This is a genomic window from Rhodococcus sp. KBW08 (assembly GCF_003852455.1).
GTDB lineage: Bacteria > Actinomycetota > Actinomycetes > Mycobacteriales > Mycobacteriaceae > Rhodococcus_F > Rhodococcus_F baikonurensis.
The window spans coordinates 1-20,212 of the sequence record NZ_QAJJ01000030.1 but is presented as its reverse complement, the minus strand read 5'-3'; the positions used below and the strand labels follow the sequence as shown (position 1 = coordinate 20,212).

Annotated in this window: 19 protein-coding genes; 16 read left to right on the top strand and 3 right to left on the bottom strand. The window is 62.8% G+C overall.

Translation table 11 applies throughout. The annotated features are described in order from the left end of the window. The first annotated feature begins 12 nt into the window (after window positions 1-12). The 14 genes from DBV08_RS30015 to DBV08_RS29950 all read left to right on the top strand — a co-directional run bounded on the left by DBV08_RS30015 (window position 13) and on the right by DBV08_RS29950 (window position 15,746). Window positions 13-1,332: an NAD(P)/FAD-dependent oxidoreductase gene (locus DBV08_RS30015; protein ID WP_124569794.1), complete on the top strand. Its 1,320-nt coding sequence runs from the start codon at window positions 13-15 to the stop codon at window positions 1,330-1,332. Continuing rightward, a complete protein-coding gene (locus DBV08_RS30010; RefSeq protein ID WP_124569793.1) occupies window positions 1,332-2,243 on the top strand; it encodes a bile acid:sodium symporter family protein in 912 nt (303 codons plus the stop codon). The genes DBV08_RS30015 and DBV08_RS30010 overlap by 1 nt, the downstream gene beginning before the upstream one ends. Next, window positions 2,240-3,175 carry an SDR family oxidoreductase gene (locus DBV08_RS30005; RefSeq protein WP_124569792.1) on the top strand — a complete coding sequence of 312 codons (936 nt, stop codon included), beginning with the start codon at window positions 2,240-2,242 and terminating at the stop codon, window positions 3,173-3,175. Before DBV08_RS30010 ends, DBV08_RS30005 begins: the two co-directional genes overlap by 4 nt. Before the next feature lie 115 nt (window positions 3,176-3,290). Further along, window positions 3,291-3,758, top strand: a complete 468-nt coding sequence (locus DBV08_RS30000) for a hypothetical protein (protein WP_124569791.1) — start codon at window positions 3,291-3,293, stop codon at window positions 3,756-3,758. A gap of 38 nt (window positions 3,759-3,796) precedes the next feature. After that, window positions 3,797-4,867, top strand: coding sequence for an N-acetyl-gamma-glutamyl-phosphate reductase (gene argC / locus DBV08_RS29995; protein ID WP_124569790.1), 1,071 nt, complete (start codon window positions 3,797-3,799; stop codon window positions 4,865-4,867). Window positions 4,868-4,887: 20 nt separating this feature from the next. Continuing rightward, a complete protein-coding gene (argJ, locus tag DBV08_RS29990; RefSeq protein ID WP_095973351.1) occupies window positions 4,888-6,138 on the top strand; it encodes a bifunctional glutamate N-acetyltransferase/amino-acid acetyltransferase ArgJ in 1,251 nt (416 codons plus the stop codon). Continuing rightward, on the top strand, window positions 6,135-7,058 hold the full coding sequence (gene argB, locus DBV08_RS29985; RefSeq protein WP_124569789.1) for an acetylglutamate kinase: 924 nt from the start codon (window positions 6,135-6,137) through the stop codon (window positions 7,056-7,058). Before argJ ends, argB begins: the two co-directional genes overlap by 4 nt. Next, complete coding sequence (locus DBV08_RS29980; RefSeq protein ID WP_007736227.1) at window positions 7,055-8,254, top strand: acetylornithine transaminase; 1,200 nt, start codon at window positions 7,055-7,057, stop codon at window positions 8,252-8,254. Before argB ends, DBV08_RS29980 begins: the two co-directional genes overlap by 4 nt. Then, the gene (gene argF / locus DBV08_RS29975; RefSeq protein ID WP_095973315.1) at window positions 8,251-9,201 is read left to right on the top strand and encodes an ornithine carbamoyltransferase; all 951 of its coding nucleotides are present in this window, start codon (window positions 8,251-8,253) and stop codon (window positions 9,199-9,201) included. Before DBV08_RS29980 ends, argF begins: the two co-directional genes overlap by 4 nt. After that, window positions 9,198-9,677: an arginine repressor gene (locus DBV08_RS29970; protein WP_020907875.1), complete on the top strand. Its 480-nt coding sequence runs from the start codon at window positions 9,198-9,200 to the stop codon at window positions 9,675-9,677. The genes argF and DBV08_RS29970 overlap by 4 nt, the downstream gene beginning before the upstream one ends. A gap of 47 nt (window positions 9,678-9,724) precedes the next feature. After that, on the top strand, window positions 9,725-10,924 hold the full coding sequence (locus DBV08_RS29965) for an argininosuccinate synthase (RefSeq protein ID WP_003944066.1): 1,200 nt from the start codon (window positions 9,725-9,727) through the stop codon (window positions 10,922-10,924). 2 nt (window positions 10,925-10,926) lie between these two features. Then, window positions 10,927-12,348, top strand: a complete 1,422-nt coding sequence (argH, locus tag DBV08_RS29960; protein ID WP_124569788.1) for an argininosuccinate lyase — start codon at window positions 10,927-10,929, stop codon at window positions 12,346-12,348. A 170-nt stretch (window positions 12,349-12,518) separates the two neighbouring features. Further along, window positions 12,519-15,500 (top strand): acyl-CoA synthetase, encoded by a 2,982-nt coding sequence (locus tag DBV08_RS29955; protein WP_124569787.1) that lies wholly within the window; start codon window positions 12,519-12,521, stop codon window positions 15,498-15,500. Between the two features lie 39 nt (window positions 15,501-15,539). Next, entirely contained in the window at window positions 15,540-15,746 is a 207-nt protein-coding gene (locus DBV08_RS29950) for a Trm112 family protein (RefSeq protein ID WP_003944045.1), read from the top strand. Here the strand turns inward: DBV08_RS29950 and DBV08_RS29945 are convergent. The 3 genes from DBV08_RS29945 to DBV08_RS29935 are packed head-to-tail and all read right to left on the bottom strand — an operon-like array spanning window position 15,743 to window position 17,843. Further along, on the bottom strand, window positions 15,743-16,360 hold the full coding sequence (locus DBV08_RS29945; RefSeq protein WP_124569786.1) for a TetR family transcriptional regulator: 618 nt from the start codon (window positions 16,358-16,360) through the stop codon (window positions 15,743-15,745). The two genes, DBV08_RS29950 and DBV08_RS29945, sit on opposite strands and share 4 nt — an antisense overlap. Next, complete coding sequence (locus DBV08_RS29940; RefSeq protein WP_003944033.1) at window positions 16,357-17,112, bottom strand: ABC transporter permease; 756 nt, start codon at window positions 17,110-17,112, stop codon at window positions 16,357-16,359. Before DBV08_RS29940 ends, DBV08_RS29945 begins: the two co-directional genes overlap by 4 nt. Then, on the bottom strand, window positions 17,109-17,843 hold the full coding sequence (locus DBV08_RS29935; RefSeq protein WP_124569785.1) for an ABC transporter ATP-binding protein: 735 nt from the start codon (window positions 17,841-17,843) through the stop codon (window positions 17,109-17,111). Before DBV08_RS29935 ends, DBV08_RS29940 begins: the two co-directional genes overlap by 4 nt. 86 nt (window positions 17,844-17,929) lie before the next feature. Here DBV08_RS29935 and DBV08_RS29930 point away from each other — a divergent pair, with 86 nt between their 5' ends. After that, window positions 17,930-18,538 carry a DNA-3-methyladenine glycosylase gene (locus DBV08_RS29930; RefSeq protein WP_124569784.1) on the top strand — a complete coding sequence of 203 codons (609 nt, stop codon included), beginning with the start codon at window positions 17,930-17,932 and terminating at the stop codon, window positions 18,536-18,538. 19 nt (window positions 18,539-18,557) lie between these two features. Next, window positions 18,558-19,835: a tyrosine--tRNA ligase gene (gene tyrS / locus DBV08_RS29925; protein WP_124569783.1), complete on the top strand. Its 1,278-nt coding sequence runs from the start codon at window positions 18,558-18,560 to the stop codon at window positions 19,833-19,835. The last annotated feature ends 377 nt before the right edge of the window (window positions 19,836-20,212 follow it).

Here is a 20,212-nt window from a genome sequence, read left to right as displayed (position 1 = left end):
GACGCTCGACGGATGACGACAGAGGACAAGTACGCGCTGATCGGAGCGGGCCCGTCTGGATTGGCCGGCGCGCGAAACCTCGATCGGGCCGGCATTGCGTTCGACGGTTTCGAGAGCCACGACAACGTCGGTGGGCTCTGGGACATCGACAATCCGCACAGCACCGTCTACGAGTCGGCGCACCTCATTTCGTCGAAGACCACTACCGCGTTCGCGGAGTTTCCGATGGCAGATTCCGTCGCCGACTACCCGAGCCACGTCGAACTGGCCGAATATTTCCGTGACTACGCTGACACCCACGATCTTCGCAGGCACTTCACCTTCGGTACTACTGTCGTCGACGTCTCGCCCGTCGATTCGCTGTGGCAGGTCACCACGCGCAGTCGCAGCGGTGAGACGACAGTCGCGCGGTACCGAGGAGTGATCATCGCGAACGGAACGCTGTCGAAGCCGAATATGCCGACGTTTCAGGGCGAGTACACCGGCACTTTGATGCATACGAGCCAGTACCGCAGCCCCGAGATCTTCCGCGGTCAGAGGGTGCTGGTCATCGGAGCGGGCAACAGTGGATGCGACATCGCAGTGGACGCCGTCCATCACGCCGAATCCGTCGACCTGAGCGTTCGGCGAGGCTACTACTTTGTTCCCAAGTATCTGTTCGGCCGGCCTTCGGACACCTTGAATCAGGGAAAGCCGTTGCCGCCGTGGATCAAACAACGCGTCGACACAATGGTGCTCAAGCAGTTCACGGGAGATCCGGTGCGGTTCGGATTTCCGGCACCGGACTACAAGATCTACGAATCGCACCCGGTAGTGAACTCGTTGATCCTGCACCACCTCGGGCACGGTGATGTTCACGTGCGCGGCGACATCGACCGGTTCGACGGCAGGACGGTTCATTTCGTCGACGGTTCGTCCGCCGCGTACGACCTCGTTCTGTGCGCCACGGGGTATCACCTCGACTACCCCTTCATCGAGCGTGACGAGTTGGGCTGGTCGGGCGCTGCCCCTGACCTGTTCCTCAACCTCGCGAGTCGGCGCCACGACAATCTCTTCGTACTCGGGATGGTGGAAGCCTCCGGGCTCGGGTGGCAGGGCCGTTTCGAGCAGGCCGAGTTGGTGGCCAAATTGATCACCGCACGTACCGAAGCCCCTGCCGCGGCGCAGGAATTCTCGGCAGCGGCGGCGGGTCCTCCTCCCGATCTGTCCGGGGGATACAAGTACCTGAAGCTGGGACGAATGGCCTACTACGTGAACAAGGACGCCTACCGATCAGCGATCACGCGACACATCGGACTGCTCGATACTGCTCTGGCGAAGGGAGGGCAGTGATGCCGATCGACGACGTGGTTCTCAACTTCAACCCGGGGTCGTTGATGATCCTCAACGTGGTGCTTGCCGCGATCATGCTGGGGATCGCCCTCGACACTTCGGTCGACGACTTTCGTCGTGCGCTCACCAAACCCAAGGCGATGGCGGTAGGTATCGCTGCCCAGTTCCTGCTTTTGCCGGCAGTGACATTTCTCCTGACGCTGATTCTCTCGCCGGCTCCGTCGGTAGCACTCGGCATGATCCTGGTGGCGTGCTGCCCGCCAGGGAACATCTCGAACGTCCTGACTCACCGGGCGGGCGGCGACGTCGCGCTTTCGGTGTCCATGACGGCGGTGTCGAACGTCCTCGCAATCTTCTTCATGCCGCTCAATCTCGCGTTCTGGGGGAGTCGACGACCGGAGACCGACGCTCTGTTGCAGTCCGTCGATCTGAATGCGCTCGAGATGGTCGCGCAGATCGCCCTGATCATCGGAGTGCCGTTCGTTCTCGGCATCTGGGCGGCGCGAAAGTTCCCGGAGATCGCCGCGAAAGCGCAGCCGTGGGTGAAAAACGGTTCGTTGGTGGCGTTGTTGATCTTCATCGTCGCGGGAGTGTCGGGGAATGCGTCGTACTTCGTCGACTACATCGGGGTGGTACTGCTCGCGGTCTTCTTGCACGACTCGGTTGCCCTCGCACTGGGATACTTCTGCGGCGCCGTCACCGGGTTGAACGAATACAGCCGTCGCGCAGTCTCGTTCGAGGTCGGCATTCGCAATGCCGGACTGGGGCTCGGTCTGGTGTTCACGTTCTTCGACGGGCTCGGTGGCATGGCCGTCGTGGCCGGCTGGTGGGGGATCTGGGACATCATCGCCGGGTTGGCTCTGGCCACGATCTGGTCCAAGCGACGCGCCCGAAAGGCGGTACCGGCATGACCGTCGCACTCGTAACGGGCGGGAACGGGTTCCTGGGTACCGCTGTCATCGACGCACTGATCGCACAGGGCGTCTCCGTCGTCTGTGCCGACCTCACGGTCAAGGCAACGCCGGACGATCGCGTCCACCGCGTTCGAGCGGACGTCTGCGACTCCGCAGAATTAGGGAGGGTGTTCGGTGAGTACCGACCGAACGTCGTGATCCATCTTGCGTCCATCGTGAATCCCGGGAAGAACACGACAGCAGAGCAGGAGTACCGCGTCGACGTCGACGGGACACGAAACGTGCTCGCGGCCTGCGTCGAACACGGGGTTGGACGGATCGTCGTGTCTTCGTCCGGAGCGGCGTACGGCTACCACTCCGACAACCCACCGTGGATCACCGAGGACGTACCTGTCCGAGGCAACGACGAATTCACTTACAGTCGGCACAAACGCCTGGTCGAAGAGATGCTTGCTGACAATCGCGTCGAACACCCGGAGTTGGAACAAGTTGTCTTCCGGATCGGCACGATCTTGGGTGAGAGCGTCGACAATCAGATCACCGCGTTGTTCGATCGTCGCAAGCTGCTCAAGGTAGCCGGGAGCGACAGTCCCTTCGTGTTCGTCTGGCACACCGATGTCGCGGGCGCTTTCGCGGAGGCTGTGACCGGAAACCAGGTTGGCATCTTCAATGTCGCGGGCGACGGTGCGTTGACAATCGACGAGTTGGCTTACCGGATGGGAAAGAGAACGGTGACGCTTCCTGCATGGTTGTTGCGAGGCGTTCTACGCGTCGGACGGCGATTGGGCGTAACGGAGCACGGTCCGGAGCGGGTCGGATTTCTCCAGTACCGACCCGTTCTCGACAATCGGCGGCTCAAGGAACAGTTCGGATACGTCCCCGAATATTCGAGCGAGGACGCGTTTGCCGCTTACCTCGCCTCACGCTGACCCTTCGACGGACGGTCGTGGAAGGATCGGAGTTGTCCGTCGGAGTTTCGAGAAGGGACTGACAGTGTCACGAATTGATGGGTCCGCACATGATGGGGCCGAACATGATGGGTCCGTGCGCCAGGTAGTCGAAGCTGCGAGTGCACTCGACGACAAGGACTTCCTCGCGGTGGTCCGCGCAGTGGTCGAGCGTCGTCCGAGCCTGTCGGTCCTTCTTTCCGTGGTGGACACCGCTGCCGCGAGCCTCGAGCCGAACCGTGTAGAGGACGCGGACGAGGACACGATCACCGACGCAGAAGAAGTCGAACTGCCCTATACCGTTGTGGAGGTCGACGAGATCATCGACGTCCCGGTGGTACTTGCGACTGATCCGAGAATTCCCGAACCCGACTACACCGAAGGGGGAGTCCCCACTTTCGACCGTGTTCGGGAGAAGATAGAGGGACGCTTCGGTACTTCCACAGGTTCGGCCGAATTGGCACACGAGAGTCCCGCCGGGAAAACGGTCGACGAGCAGTGGGACGAGCGCCAGAAGGCAGCAAAAGCCAAGCTCGAGGAGATCCGGCGATCCATGGGTAAGTAATTATGCATTCCGATGCACAATGATGCATACTGTGTGACATGACTGAAGGTGGTACGACCGAGCACGCACGCAAGCCGATCAGAGTCGCCGTTGCCGGCGCCAGTGGGTACGCCGGTGGTGAGGTTCTGCGTCTGCTTCTCGGGCACCCCTCCTATGCCGACGGCAGTCTGGTGATCGGTTCGCTGACCGCCGGTGGCAACGCCGGTTCGACGCTCGGTGAGCATCACCCGCACTTGCTCCCTCTCTCGTCGCGGGTACTCGAAGAGACCACTGTCGAAATCCTCTCGGGTCACGACGTCGTCTTCCTCGGTCTCCCACACGGAAATTCGGCTCAGTACGCCAAGCTGCTACCCGAATCGACGGTCATCATCGACTGCGGCGCGGACTTCCGGCTGCAGGATTCCGCAGCCTGGGAGAAGTACTACAAGAGCGCTCATGCCGGCACCTGGCCCTACGGTCTTCCTGAATTGCCCGGTGCCCGTGAGAAATTGGTAGGCGCCACCCGCATCGCCGTTCCGGGCTGCTATCCGACGGCAGCGAGCCTCGCGCTGGCCCCCGCCGTTGCCGCGGGGATCGTGGACTCACACGTGAACGTGGTTGCGGTCAGTGGCACTTCGGGCGCCGGCCGGGCACCGAAGGCTGATCTGCTGGGTTCCGAGGTCATGGGCTCCGTCCGCGCGTACGGCGTCGGCGGCGTCCATCGCCACACCCCTGAGATCATTCAGAATCTCTCGGCCGCAGGCGGCAAGGACATCAGTGTCTCCTTCACTCCGGTCCTCGCGCCCATGCCGCGCGGCATCCTTGCGACCTGCACGGCAGCCACCACCGCGACCGAAGAGCAGGCACGCGAAATCTACGAGAAGGCATACAACGACGAGCCGTTCATTCATGTGCTGCCTGCCGGCGTCTTCCCGCAGACCGGCGCCGTGATCGGATCCAACGCCGTGCAGATCGGGGTCACCGTGGACGCCGACGCCGGTCAGCTCGTTGTCATCTCGGCAATCGACAATCTCACCAAGGGCACCGCCGGTGGCGCTGTGCAATCGATGAACCTTGCCCTTGGCCTACCCGAGACCGCAGGTCTCTCTACCGTGGGAGTAGCTCCGTGAGCACCGACAATCCGCAGCAGATCGACAACGCAACCGAGCCTGACGCGACCGTTGCAGACGTGGTTCACGTCGCCGGGGGACGTCTGCTCCGCACACAGGGCGTCACCGCACCTGCCGGGTTCCGCGGTGCCGGAATTGCTGCCGGTATCAAGAAGAGCGGCAAGTCGGACCTCGCTTTGGTGCTCAACGAGGGACCCGATCTGGCCGCTGCCGGCGTCTTCACCCTGAACAAGGTCAAGGCCGCTCCGGTGCTGTGGTCGCAGCAGGTTTTGACGACGGGCAAGCTGCGCGCGGTCGTGCTCAACTCGGGCGGCGCAAACGCATGTACCGGCGTGGGCGGATTCCAGGACGCACACAAGACTGCCGAGGAAGTTGCGTCGGCACTGAGCAATTGGGGAACCGAGACGGGCGCGATCGAGGTCGCAGTCTGTTCGACCGGACTCATCGGCGACCGCTTGCCCATGGACAAGCTCATCCCCGGTGTCACCGAGGTGGTCCACGAGCTTGCCGGCGGAATCTCCGGCGGCACCGACGCGGCATACGCGATCATGACCACCGACACTGTTCCGAAGCAGGCGTCGCTGCACCACGCCAACAAGTGGAACGTAGGCGGAATGGCCAAGGGCGCGGGCATGCTTGCGCCTGCGCTGGCCACGATGCTGTGTGTCGTCACGACAGATGCTGTCGCAACGGCCGAGCAGCTCGATACCGCTCTGCGCGCCGCTACTCACCTGAGCTTCGATCGCCTCGATGTCGACGGCGCCACGTCGACCAACGACACGGTGCTGCTGTTGGCGTCCGGCGCCAGCGGTGTCACTCCGACCCAGGACGAACTCAACGCCGCAGTACTGGCCGTGTGTGACGATCTCGCCGATCAGTTGATGGCAGATGCAGAGGGCGTCACCAAGCGGGTCAAGGTGACGGTGCGCGGTGCAGCATCCGAGTCCGACGCGCTGATCGGCGCCCGGACCATCGCCCGCGACAGCCTGGTCAAGACAGCGCTTTTCGGATCCGATCCCAACTGGGGCCGCGTTCTCGCAGCAGTGGGTATCGCTCCCATCGAGCTCGATCCCGATCGAATCAGTGTGTCCTTCAACGGGAGTCCCGTCTGCATCGACGGCGTCGGTGCTCCGGGAGCACGTGAGGTGGACCTGAGCGGGATCGACATCGAACTCGACATCGATCTGGGAATCGGCAACGAATCCGTGAGCATTCGCACCACCGACCTCTCGCACGCTTACGTCGAAGAGAACTCGGCGTACTCGTCATGACCGAGACGTATCCCGTGATCAGCGAGCATCAGAAAGCGCATGTCCTCGCCGACGCGTTGCCGTGGCTGCAGAGATTCCGAGACAAGGTCGTCGTGGTCAAGTACGGCGGAAACGCCATGATCGACGAGAAGCTCAAAACGGCATTTGCCGCCGACATGGCGTTTCTGCGGACTGTCGGTATCCATCCCGTCGTCGTGCACGGCGGTGGCCCGCAGATCAACGCGATGCTGGCACGCCTTGGCATGAAGGGTGAGTTCCGCGGTGGTTTCCGTGTGACGACGCCCGAGGTGATGGACGTCGTGCGGATGGTGCTCTTCGGTCAGGTCGGCCGTGAACTCGTGGGCCTGATCAACGCGCACGGCCCGTACGCGGTCGGCATCTCCGGCGAAGATGCGCACCTGTTCACCGCTACTCGACGCACTGTTGCGGTCGAGGGGGAGCAGACCGACATCGGTCTTGTCGGAGACGTCACCACCGTGAACCCGGATGCGGTCCTCGATCTCATTGCGGCAGGACGTATTCCGGTGGTCTCGACCATCGCACCCGACGCCGACGGTGTCGTCCACAACATCAACGCCGACACCGCCGCTGCCGCACTGGCCGAGGCGATCGGTGCCGAGAAGCTCGTTGTCCTCACCGACGTCGAAGGTCTGTACACCGATTGGCCGGACCGATCCTCTCTGGCCACCGAGATCGACACCGACGCCCTCGCCCAGTTGTTGCCGAGTCTCGATGCCGGCATGGTGCCCAAGATGGAGGCCTGCCTTCGCGCGGTGTGCGGAGGTGTGCCGTCGGCGCACGTGATCGACGGCCGGCTCGAACATTCAGTCCTACTCGAACTTTTCACCGGTGAAGGAATCGGCACGATGGTCGTGCCGGGTTCCTCGGTCGCCGGTCCCCAACAGGGAGCTACCTCATGAGCACGATCGATCTGCAGCAGCGGTGGTCCGCTTCGCTGATGAACAATTACGGCGTACCCCGGGTTGCTCTCGTCCGCGGTGACGGCGCTGTACTCACCGATGCCGACGGCAAGCAGTACGTCGACTTCCTGGCCGGAATCGCCGTCAACATCCTCGGACACGGACATCCGGCCGTCGTCGAAGCCGTCACTACTCAGTTGTCGACACTCGGCCATGTTTCCAACCTGTACGCCAGCGAGCCGGTCGTCGAGTTGGCGGAGCAGCTGCTCGCTCATCTCGGCAACGTCACCGGGCGCGCCTTCTTCTGCAACTCCGGTACCGAGGCGAACGAGGCTGCCTTCAAGCTCGCTCGCGCCACTGGCCGGAAGAAGATCATCGCGGCCGAAGGCTCCTTCCACGGTCGCACGATGGGGGCACTCGCGCTGACGGGTCAGCCGGCCAAGCGGGCGCCGTTCGAACCGATGCCCGCCGGTGTCGAGTTCGTGCCGTACGGCGATGTCGAGGCATTGGAGCAGGCCGTCGATTCCGACACCGCTGCTGTGTTCCTCGAACCGATCATGGGTGAGGGCGGCGTCGTGGTGCCACCCGAGGGATACCTCGTCGAGGCACGGCGGATCACCGCCGAACGCGGTGCACTTCTCGTACTCGACGAAGTGCAGACCGGCATCGGCCGGACCGGCTGGTTCTACGCACATCAGGCAGTCGGCATCGTCCCGGACGTCATCACTCTCGCGAAGGGACTCGGCGGCGGAATGCCGATCGGCGCCTGCATCGCGACCGGGGCAACGGCAGAGTTGTTCGGACCGGGCAAGCACGGTACGACGTTCGGCGGCAATCCGGTGTGCGCTGCGGCGGCGCTCGCCGTGCTGAAAACCATTGCAGCGGAAGACCTGATCTCACGCGCCGACAGCTTGGGCAAATCGATCTCGGCGGGCATCGAAGATCTGGGCCATCCGTTGGTCGACTACGTACGGGGATCAGGACTGTTGCTGGGTGTCGTGCTGACCGAGGACGTGGCGCCCGCGGTGGAAAATGCCGCGCGCGAAGCCGGGTACCTTGTGAATGCAGCGCAACCCGGAGTGATCCGGTTGGCGCCGCCGCTCATCCTTACCGATGAGCAGGCCGAAACCTTCGTGGCAGCACTACCTGCCATCTTCGACAGTGCACTATCGGCTGACCAGCCGGGGGAGAAGTGACTACCGTGGTGAAACACTTTCTCAGGGACGACGATCTGACTCCGGCGCAGCAGGCCGAAGTTCTGGAACTCGCTGCGATTCTCAAGAAGGACCCGTTCGCTCGGCGTCCACTCGAGGGTCCTCGCGGAGTCGGCGTCATCTTCGAGAAGAACTCGACGCGTACACGTTTCTCGTTCGAGATGGGCATTGCGCAGATGGGCGGCCACGCCGTCGTCGTCGACGGGCGCAGTACCCAACTCGGTCGTGAAGAGACGTTGGCGGACACCGGACGCGTACTCTCCCGCTATGTCGACGCCGTCGTGTGGCGCACGTTCGGCCAGAAGCGCTTGGAGCAAATGGCAACGGGTGCAACGATTCCCATCGTCAATGCGTTGTCCGACGAATTTCATCCCTGTCAGGTTCTGGCCGATCTGCAAACGCTGATCGAGCAGAAGGGCGAGCTCAAGGGACTGAAGCTCACCTACCTGGGCGACGGCGCCAACAACATGGCTCACTCGCTGATGCTCGGCGGAGTCACCGCAGGCATCGACGTCACCATCGCAAGTCCCGCGGGCTTCGAACCGGCGGACTGGGTAGTGGCAGCAGCTCGCGCACGCGCCGCGGAAACCGGCGCGACCATCACGCTGACTCAGGACCCGCAGGCCGGTGTCGTCGGTGCCGACGCGTTGGTCACCGATACCTGGACCTCGATGGGTCAGGAGAACGACGGGCTCGATCGGGTCGGCCCGTTCCGTCCGTTCCAGATCAACAAGGAACTGCTCGCAAAGGCAGATCCGAAGGCTGTCGTCCTGCACTGCCTGCCGGCCCATCGAGGCGAAGAGGTCACAGACGAGGTTCTCGACGGACCCCAGAGCGTCGTCTGGGACGAGGCGGAGAACCGTCTGCACGCCCAGAAGGCGTTGCTCGTGTGGCTGCTGGAACAGCGAACCCAACTGGACCAGGCGTGAGCGTCGCTCCCACTCGGGCCGGTCGCCAGTCGCGCATCATCGCGCTGCTGGCGGCGCACCCCGTCCGAAGTCAGACGGAGTTGGCGGCGTTGCTCGGTGCCGAGGGCATCGAAGCGACGCAGGCCACCCTGTCGCGTGACCTCGAAGAGTTGGGAGCGGTGAAACTGCGCGCCGCCGACGGCGGCGCCGGTGTTTACGTGGTGCCGGAGGACGGGAACCCGGTACGCGGTGTGTCCGGCGGTACCGACCGCCTCTCGCGGCTGTTGGGTGAGCTGTTGGTCTCCACCGATTTCAGCGGCAACATGGCGATTCTCCGGACACCGCCGGGAGCCGCGCACTACCTCGCGAGCGCACTGGATCGGTCCTCGATGCCCGACATCGTGGGAACGATCGCCGGAGATGACACCATCTTCGTGGTGGCCCGAGAACCGCTTTCCGGAGCGGAACTCGCGGCCATGATCGAATCGCTCGCCTGACCCCTTATTCTTTGATAGAGATTTTCAACCGAAGGAGCACAAAAACCATGGCCGATCGCGTCGTACTCGCCTACTCGGGCGGGCTGGACACTTCTGTTGCCATCAGTTGGATCGGTAAGGAGACCGGCGCTGAAGTTGTCGCCGTCGCCATCGATCTGGGGCAGGGTGGCGAGGACATGGAGGTCGTGCGTCAGCGCGCGATCGACTGCGGCGCAGTCGAATCCGTTGTCGTCGACGCCCGCGACGAGTTCGCGGACGAGTACTGCCTGCCGACCATCGCGGCCAACGCCCTGTACATGGACCGCTACCCGCTGGTCTCGGCTATCAGCCGTCCGCTGATCGTCAAGCACATCGTCGAAGCTGCCCGCTCGCACGGCGGCACCATCGTCTCGCACGGTTGCACCGGTAAGGGCAACGACCAGGTTCGCTTCGAGGTCGGATTCGGCGCCCTCGCACCCGACCTGCAGGTCATCGCACCGGTCCGCGACTACGCCTGGACCCGCGAGAAGGCCATCGCCTTCGCCGAAGAGAACAACATCCCGATCAACGTCTCCAAGAAGTCGCCGTTCTCGATCGACCAGAACGTCTGGGGCCGCGCCGTCGAAACCGGTTTCCTCGAGGATCTGTGGAACGCGCCGACGAAGGACGTCTACGACTACACCCAGGACCCGACGGTCAACTGGAACGCACCCGACGAGCTCATCATCAGCTTCGACAAGGGTCGCCCGGTTGCCATCGACGGCCGCCCGGTGTCGGTTCTCGAAGCCATCCAGGAACTGAACAAGCGGGCAGGCGCTCAGGGCGTCGGTCGCCTCGACGTCGTCGAGGACCGTCTCGTGGGCATCAAGAGCCGTGAGATCTACGAAGCTCCGGGCGCGATGGTTCTCATCACCGCTCACCAGGAACTCGAGCACGTCACCCTCGAACGCGAGCTCGGTCGCTACAAGCGTCAGATGGAGCAGCGTTGGTCCGAGCTGGTCTACGACGGCCTGTGGTTCTCGCCCCTCAAGGACGCGCTGGATACGTTCGTCGACAAGACGCAGGAGCGCGTCACCGGCGACATCCGTCTCTTCCTGCACGGTGGAGCCATCACCGTCAACGGTCGTCGTAGCCCCGAGTCGCTCTACGACTTCAACCTTGCGACGTACGACGAGGGTGACAGCTTCGACCAGTCCGCATCGAAGGGCTTCGTCGAGATCCACGGTCTGTCGTCGAAGGTCGCCGCGAAGCGCGATCTGGGTCTCTGACTGTGACTGGCAGCCACGGAACAAACGAAGGCGCCCTGTGGGGTGGGCGGTTCGAATCCGGACCGGCCGCTGCCATGGCGGCGCTGAGCAAGTCGACTCACTTCGACTGGGTCCTAGCTCCGTACGATGTGCGGGCCTCACAGGCGCACGCTCGTGTGCTGAACAAGGCAGGTCTTCTCAGCGAGGCCGACCTCGCGACGATGCTCGACGGTCTCGACCGTCTGGCGGCAGATGTCGCCAGCGGCGCCTTCGGGCCGAGTGACTCGGACGAGGACGTACACGGTGCACTCGAGCGCGGTCTGATCGAGCGAGTCGGGCCGGAGGTCGGCGGACGCCTGCGTGCTGGTCGTTCGCGAAACGACCAGGTGGCCACGCTGTTCCGCATGTGGCTCCGGGACGCGGTTCGCCGCATCTCCACCGGTGTTCTCGACGTGGTCGACGCATTGGCGACTCAGGCCGGGGCTCACCCGGATGCCGTGATGCCGGGCAAGACGCACCTGCAGGCGGCTCAGCCGGTCTTGTTGGCGCATCACCTGCTCGCTCACGCACATCCGTTGTTGCGCGACGTGCAGCGCCTTCGCGACTTCGACGTGCGAGCTGCGGTGTCCCCGTACGGTTCCGGTGCACTCGCCGGTTCCTCGCTCGGTCTCGACCCCGAAGCCATCGCAGCGGAATTGAAGTTCGACAGCTCGGCCGAGAACTCGATCGACGCAACCGCTTCGCGTGACTTCGCGGCCGAGGCGGCGTTCGTGCTTGCGATGATCGGTGTCGATCTCTCCCGCATGGCGGAAGAGATCATCATCTGGAGCACACCGGAATTCGGCTACATCACGCTTGCCGACGCGTGGTCGACGGGCTCGTCGATCATGCCGCAGAAGAAGAATCCGGATGTCTCGGAACTGACGCGCGGTAAGTCGGGTCGTTTGATCGGTAACCTCACCGGATTGTTGGCGACGCTCAAGGCTCAGCCGCTGGCGTACAACCGCGATCTGCAGGAGGACAAGGAACCGGTCTTCGACTCTGTTGCGCAGCTCGAGATGTTGCTCCCGGCCATCACCGGTCTGGTGCAGACGCTCGAGTTCCACACCGAGCGCATGGCGGAACTTGCCCCGGCAGGGTTCACGTTGGCCACCGACATCGCGGAGTGGATGGTGCGTCAGGGCGTGCCGTTCCGGGTTGCCCACGAGGCTGCCGGAGCGTGTGTGCGTGTTGCGGAAGCCCGAGGTGTCGGACTCGAAGACCTCACGGACGAGGAACTGGCCGGCGTCGACAGCGCGCTGACGCCCGCTGTTCGTGAGGTGCTGACAGTCGAGGGTTCCATCGCTTCGCGTAATGCGCGGGGCGGCACCGCGGGGGTGCGGGTCGCCGAGCAGCTGGACGGAGTCAAAGCAGTGGCGCAGTCACTGCGGGAATGGACCCTCTGACCTCGCGGTCACGAGTGTTGTCCCTCTCTTTTCGGCAGTAGTCCTTCGGTCGTACGCGGTCAGGGAGCAGAATTTGCTCCCTGACCGCGTACGCGTATTCGTCGTCAGTAGGCTTGTTGCGCGCGGGAAAAATGAGACTGACGTCACATGGTGAGAAACTTGGGAGTGAAATGGTGGGATTGAATTCCAAGTCTGTGCTGGGCCCGATTCGTCGGGTGGTTGCGACAGCACAAAACGGCCTCGAGGTCGTCCGGTTGGGTGGGCTGGAAACGGATGCGACCACATCGCCGTTCGAGATCGTCGAGCGCGCAGCGATGTACCGGCTCCGCCGCTACTTCCCGGACAGTGATCCGGAAACCGTCGGTGCACCGATCGTGCTGATCCCGCCGATGATGATGTCGGCGAACGTGTACGACGTGACCCGCGACCAGGGTGCTGTGGGAATTCTGCACGAGATGGGCCTGGACCCCTGGGTAGTCGATTTCGGTTCGCCCGACTCCGAAGAGGGCGGTTGGGATCGCAATCTCGCCGATCACATCATCGCTCTCAGTGACATCATCGACCACATTCACCGTCACACCGGTAAAGATGTTCACATCTCCGGCTATTCGCAGGGCGGCATGTTCGCCTATCAAGCTGCCGCGTATCGGCGTAGTCGAAACATCGCCAGCGTCATCACCTTCGGCAGTCCGGTCGACACGCTCGCCGCGCTGCCCTTCGGTATCCCGGCCGGATTGGCCACCAAGGGTGCGGATTTCCTCGCCGATCACGTCTTCAATCGCCTGGCGGTCACCGGGTGGATGGCTCGCACCGGGTTCCAGTTACTCGATCCCGTGAAGACGCTGAAGATGCGCGTCGACTTCCTGCTGCAACTGCACGACCGCGAGGCTTTGCTTCCGCGGGAACAACAGCGACGCTTCCTCGCGACCGAGGGTTGGGTCGCGTGGTCCGGGCCCGCGGTTGCCGAACTGCTCAAGCAGTTCATCGTGCACAACCGAATGATGACCGGTGGTTTTGTGATCAAGGATCAATTGGTCTCGCTTGCCGAGATCACCTGCCCCATCCTGGCATTCGTCGGCGAGGTCGACGACATCGGTCAACCTCAGGCAGTCCGTGGGATCAGTCAGGCAGCGCCGCGGGCAAAGGTCTACGAATCTACCTTGCGCGCAGGTCATTTCGGATTGGTTGTCGGTTCCACCGCGGCCAATCACACCTGGCCGACCACCGGTGAATTCGTACAGTGGACCGAGACGGGTGGGCCCCTTCCGGACCGTATCGCGAACATGGTCTACGGCGCCGACCTCGAAGACCAGACCGGTGTGTCGATCAGCAATCGGATCATCCACACCGTCGCCTCGGTCGCCGAAGTAGGAGCAGGAGTCACCAAGGGAATCAGTGACCTTGCCGCCGGTGCCTTGCGCGGCACTTTCGAATTGTCCGGCGAAGCGGCACGAGCATTGCCGCGTTTGGCACGGCTCAACCAAATTCAGCCGCACACCAAGATCTCGCTGAGCCAATTGCTCGCGGAGCAGCGTCGAAAGGCGCCGAACGGAGAGTGCTTCCTCTTCGACAATCGTGTGCACACCTATGAAGCGGTCAACGCCCGCATCGACAATGTCGTGCGTGGATTGATCTCCGTGGGAGTGCGTCCGGCAGCACATGTCGGTGTCCTGATGGAGACCCGTCCCAGCGCGCTCGCTGCCATCGCGGCCTTGTCGCGCCTTGGCGCCGTTGCCGTCATGCTTCCGCCGGGGTCCGACATCTCGGCGGCGGTCAAGCTGGGATCGGTTGATCGGATCATCACCGATCCGGAGAACGTCGACGCTGCGGTGGTCACCGGTAGGCCGGTCTTGGTGCTCGGCGGCGGCGATGCCCGCGGCCTCGAGGTGGATCCGTCACACGACGTGATCGATCTCGAACAAATCGATCCGACGAAGGTCAATCTGCCCGGGTGGTACCGACCGGATCCCGGTGTCGCCCGTGAACTCGCCTTCATCATCTTTGCGGAATCCGGCGGCGTTCTCGAAGCCAAGCAGATCACCAACTACCGGTGGGCACTGTCGGCCTTCGGCACGGCCACGGCGGCAGATCTCGATCGTGGCGACACCGTGTACTGCCTTGCACCGCTCCATCATTCGTCGAGTTTGCTCGCGACCATCGGTGGCGCGATGGCCGGTGGGTCACGGATCGCGCTCTCGCGCGGACTGAATCCGGCACGATTCGTCGAGGAGATCCACCGCTACGGCGTGACTGTCGTGAGTTACACGTGGTCGATGATGCGCGAGATCCTCGACGAGGATCTTCTTCTCATCGACGGCAGCCATCCGGTCCGACTGTTCATCGGTTCGGGAATGCCGCACGGTCTGTGGAAGCGGACCACGGAGGCGTTCGACCCCGCGCAGGTGCTCGAGTTCTATGCGTCGACCGAAGGTGACGTGATTCTCGCCAACGTCGCCGGCTCCAAGGTCGGCTCCAAGGGCCGACCGCTGCCGGGTAGCGCGCAGGTGCGGTTGGCGGCCTACGACCCGCTCAGCGGTCGGCTTCTCGAAAACGGTAACGGATTTGTCCGTGAGTGCGCCGACGACGAGGTGGGATTACTGCTCGGGCGTGCCGGATTCACCGCTGATCTCTCGGGCGGTGCCATGCGGGGTCTCTTCCAGGCCGGTGATTCCTGGATTCCGACTGAGAATCTCTTCCGCCGGGACGGCGACGGCGACTACTGGTTGATCGATCACAAGAACACGGTGATCTCCACGCTCCGCGGACCCGTGTTCACCCAGCCGATCGTGGACGCGCTGTCGAGTGTGGCGCGAGTAGATCTCGCCGTCGCGTACGGCATCGGCGACGCACCGCATCAGCTGGCGGTCGCTGCCGTGACATGGCGTCCGGGGCGGCAGTTCCGTTCCGCCGAACTGGCAGATGCCCTCTCGCACATCGCTTTTGACGCTCGTCCGGACATCGTGCACGTGGTAGACGAGATCCCGGTGGGTTCGTCGTACCGTCCGAGCTCCACTGCGTTAGCTGCGGCCGGATTGCCGGCGCCAGGACCACGGACCTGGTTCCTCGATTCCGAGACGCAGTCGTACAAGCGGCTGACCAAGGCAATTGCTGCCCAGTTGATGCCGACGAGAGTGGGTACCGGAGCACGGTAGCCTGGGGACATTCTGTTTGATCGGTTCGAGAGGACTCACGTGGCTATTGATTCGACGTTGCTCAGCATTCTGGCCTGCCCCCAGGACAAAGGCCCGCTGTTGCTGGTCGGGGACGAGTTGCTCTACAACCCGCGCCTGCGGCGTGCGTACCCGATCGAGAACGGCATTCCCGTTCTGTTGATCGACGAGGCACGCGACGTGGCGGACGACGAGCACGAGAAGCTGCTCGCACGGGCCGAAGGTTAGATCGGTAATTCACCGGTCAGGTACCGCTGGAGGTTCGGAGCCACCAGCGGTACCAACGCGTCCACGTTCAACGATGCGAGTGGTTCGAGTCCGAGCACGTATCGCGTGACCAGCAGCCCGGCCATCTGAGAGGCCACCAGTTCCGCTCTGATCAGGCCGGTGCCTGTCGGTGTGTCCACCCGCGGAATGATGTCGCGCAAGACGACATCGAGCAGAAAGCTCTGAATCAGTTGTGATCCGTCGCCGGAAATGGCCGATCGAAATGCTGCCAGAATCGCCGGCTTATGTTCCGATTCCCACAGCCCCGTCACTGCCCTGAGTAGATTTTCGCCGAGATCTTCGGTCGGGGAGGCGTGAACCGGTCCTAATACCTGCGCTGGATCGATCGGTAGCGCGATCGCAGCGGTGAACAACTGCTCCTTGCTTCCGAAATGGTGATGAATCATGGCCGGATCGACGTCCGCGGCCGCGGCTATCGATCGGACGGTTGTTCGTCGAAAGCCGTTCTGGGAGAACGCTCGTCGCGCAGATTCGAGGATCTGCGCACGAGTCTCCGATTTGCCTGGTCGACGGCCGGAACGAATCGGTGTGGGGGCGGTGTCGTTGTCGGTCATGGGGTTCGGCGATCGAGTGTTGCCGCGGCCAGCGAGAGCGCTGCGGCGGCAAAGCCCGCCATGACGGCGAGATCACGCCACATCTGGCCCGTCGCGTCGGCATGCATCGACACTTGTTGAAGAGCGTCGACGGCGTAGCTCAAGGGAAGAACATTGCTGATCCATTCGAGCCAGGTCGGCAGTTGGTCGCGCGGTACGAGGAGTCCGCAAAGGAAGAGCTGCGGAACTACCACTACAGGCATGAACTGCACCGCTTGGAATTCGGTCTTCGCGAACGCACTGGCCAACAGACCGAGAGCAACGCCGAGGATCGCGCCGAGAACTGCAATCACGATGACCCACGCAAGACTGCCCGCGATGGTGAGCCCGAGAAATCCGAAAGCTACAGCGCACGCGAGAGCTGCCTGAGCGGCGGCCGAGAGCGAAAATGCCGCACCGTATCCGGCCAGAAGATCGAGCTTGCCCATCGGAGTGGTGAGCAGACGTTCGAGTGTTCCCGAACTGCGTTCGCGCTGCATGGCGATGGACGTGACCAGGAACATGACGACAAATGGCAAGATTCCCAACATCGTGATCGCGACCCGTTGGAAGAGGGAAACCTGGCCGGGCGGAGTCGGGACGTCTTGGTAGAGGAAATACAGCAAGATCATCAGCAACGACGGGACCAACAAGATCATGGCGACGGTGCGGTGGTCCTGGCGGAGCTGAAGCAGAATTCGAACGGTGGTTGCACCGAAGATCCTGATGCTCATGATATTTCGCCTCCGACGGGTGAGGTTCGAATCAGTTCGAGGAAGGCGTCCTCGAGGCGTTCACATCTGGTTTTCGCGCGGAGTTCGTCGGGGGAGAGTTGTGCGAGGAGATGGCCGTCGCGCATGAGAATGAGTTCGGCGCAGTGATCGGCCTCGTCCATGACGTGGCTGGAGACCAACAGGGTGGTTCCGCTGCGAGCGAGGTCGGCAAATCGTTCCCACAATTCGACGCGAAGCACCGGATCGAGACCGACGGTCGGTTCGTCGAGGATCAACACATCAGGTGACGCCACCAAGGCGCATGCCAGCGAAACTCGACCGCGTTGACCTCCGGACAGATCGGCGGCGGTCTGATCGGCGTATCTGCGCAAACCGACGGCGTCGACCGCTGCTGCGACGTCTGCGCTGGATTTGCCGTACAGAGCGCCGAAGTACTGGACGTTTCGAGTAACCGTCAGGTCGCCGTACATGCTGGGGGATTGGGTGACATACCCGACCCGACGGCGAAGGGCAACGGACCCGGCGAGATCCCCCAGGACTCTGACCTCGCCACTTTCGACGATCTGTGTTCCGACTATCGCGCGCATGAGGGTTGTCTTGCCGCAGCCGGACGGGCCGAGCAGTCCGGTGATCGATCCTGACGAAACCTGCAGGTCGAGTGAGTGGAGAACTTCGCGCTTGCCGCGAATGACTCGTAGTCCGCGGATGTCTATTGCCGGCGTTGTGGTCACGGTGCGCCTCGTTTCAATAATTCATCACTTGTTGAATTATGCGACTCGACTGACCGAAGAGTCAACGGCGTGGGCACAATCGAGGGGTGAGTATCGAGACCTTGGAAAATGTGGAGAACCCGTTGGAAGCGGGCCTGACAATTCTCGGCTCGACCCTGATCGTCGACGACATTTCGCTGAGGATTGTCGAGGTCGAGGCGTACGGCGGGGAGAAGGACGGGCCCTGGCCGGATCCGGCAGCACATTCGTATCGGGGGCGAACGCCGCGGAACAGCGTGATGTTCGGGCGGGCGGGCCGTCTCTACGTCTACCGCAGTTACGGAATGCACTTGTGTATGAACATCTCGTACGGCCCGGACGGTGTCGCGGGCGGTGTTCTGCTCCGAGCGGCTGAAATCGAAGCGGGTCACGATGTGGTGTCTGCTCGGCGATCGCCGGATCGGCCATCTCACCAATGGGCCAGAGGACCAGGCAATCTCGGCGCTTCTGTTGCAATCACGCTGGCGGACAACGGGACAGACGTCTTCGACTCAGCCTCGCGGATTCGGCTCGAATTGAGGGAGCCCGAGGAATGGGTCAGCGGACCGCGGGTGGGGGTCAGTACCGCAGCGGAGGTTCCGTGGCGCCTCTGGATTCCGGACTCGCCGGCGGTGTCCGCGTATCGCCGAAGCCCGCGAGCACCGGCCATTTCGTGAAGATGGGATGATCGAGTCCGTGACTGAGAATATTCTCGACGAACTGACCTGGCGCGGGCTGATCGCCCAATCAACCGATCTCGACGCTTTGCGTAAGGATCTCGAGGCCGGACCGGTCACGCTGTATGCGGGATTCGACCCGACCGGACCGAGCTTGCACGCAGGCCACCTGGTTCCGCTTCTCGCGCTCAAGCGTTTTCAGCGTGCCGGCAACCGTCCGATCGTTCTGGCCGGCGGAGCAACGGGCTTGATCGGTGACCCCCGTGATGTCGGGGAACGGACGATGAACTCCGCCGACACTGTCGCTGACTGGGCGGGACGCATCCGTGGTCAGCTCGAACGATTCGTGGATTTCGACGATTCTCCGACGAGTGCGGTCATCGAGAACAACATGAACTGGACCGGCAGTATGTCGGCCATCGACTTCCTGCGTGATGTCGGCAAACACTTCTCCGTGAACGTCATGCTTGCGCGTGACACCGTGAAGCGTCGTCTCGAGTCGGACGGGATGTCGTACACCGAGTTCAGCTACATGCTGCTTCAAGCCAACGACTACCTGCACTTGCGACGCGATCTGGGTTGCACGCTGCAGGTCGGCGGGTCCGATCAGTGGGGCAACATCATCGCGGGCGTCGAACTCAACCGTCGTGTCGACGGCGAGAGTGTTCACGCAATGACCGTTCCGCTGGTGACCTCGGCCGATGGCAAGAAGTTCGGAAAGTCGACCGGTGGCGGCAGTCTGTGGCTCGACCCCGAGATGACCAGCCCGTACGCGTGGTACCAGTACTTCGTGAACACGGGCGACGCCGACGTGATCAAGTACCTGCGCTGGTTCACCTTCCTGACCGCAGACGAACTCGCGGAACTCGAGACGGCAACGGCGGAGCGCCCGCATGCGCGCGAAGCACAGAAGTGGTTGGCCGCCGAGATGACCACCTTGGTTCACGGAGAACACAACACCCGCGCCGTCGAGCTCGCCAGCCAGGCGTTGTTCGGCAAGGCGGAGCTGGCGGAACTCGACGAGTCGACGCTTGCTGCTGCGCTGAAGGAAGCGTCTGTCAGCGAACTGGCGCCGGGGGAGCCACGCACGATCATCGATCTGCTCGTGACAAGCGGCTTGTGTGAGAGCAAGGGAGCCGCTCGCCGTGCAGTGAAGGAGGGCGGCGCTTCGGTGAACAACCAGAAGGTCTCGACCGATGACTGGGAGCCGGCCGCATCCGATCTGCTTCACGGCAGCTGGTTGGTCGTCCGGCGCGGAAAGCGCAACTTCGCCGGCGTGAAAATACTTTCGAACTGACGTGTGTGGGGTCACAGTGCTCTCGCGGGGCTCCTGTGGTCGCTGGTGGCCCGCCTACGGGCGGGCTACCAGCGGATTTAACCTGACGAACATCCGCGACCTGCACGTTTGACGCTCAGTTTTCATTCGCGTAACTTTGTCCAAGTCAGAGCGACACGGACACCAACCCCGACCGACAGGCCGGGGACACGCGGTTGGACGAAGTCGGAGACAGTCAAGCTCGGCGGGAACTTGCTTCCCGTGAGCAAACAAGCTAAGATTGTAACCCTTGCCCCGGAGCTTTCAACCATGTTGAAGCGATGGTGTGTGCGTGTTCTTTGAGAACTCAACAGTGTGTCGATGAATGTCAGTGCCAAAATTAATTTGGTACTTCACAT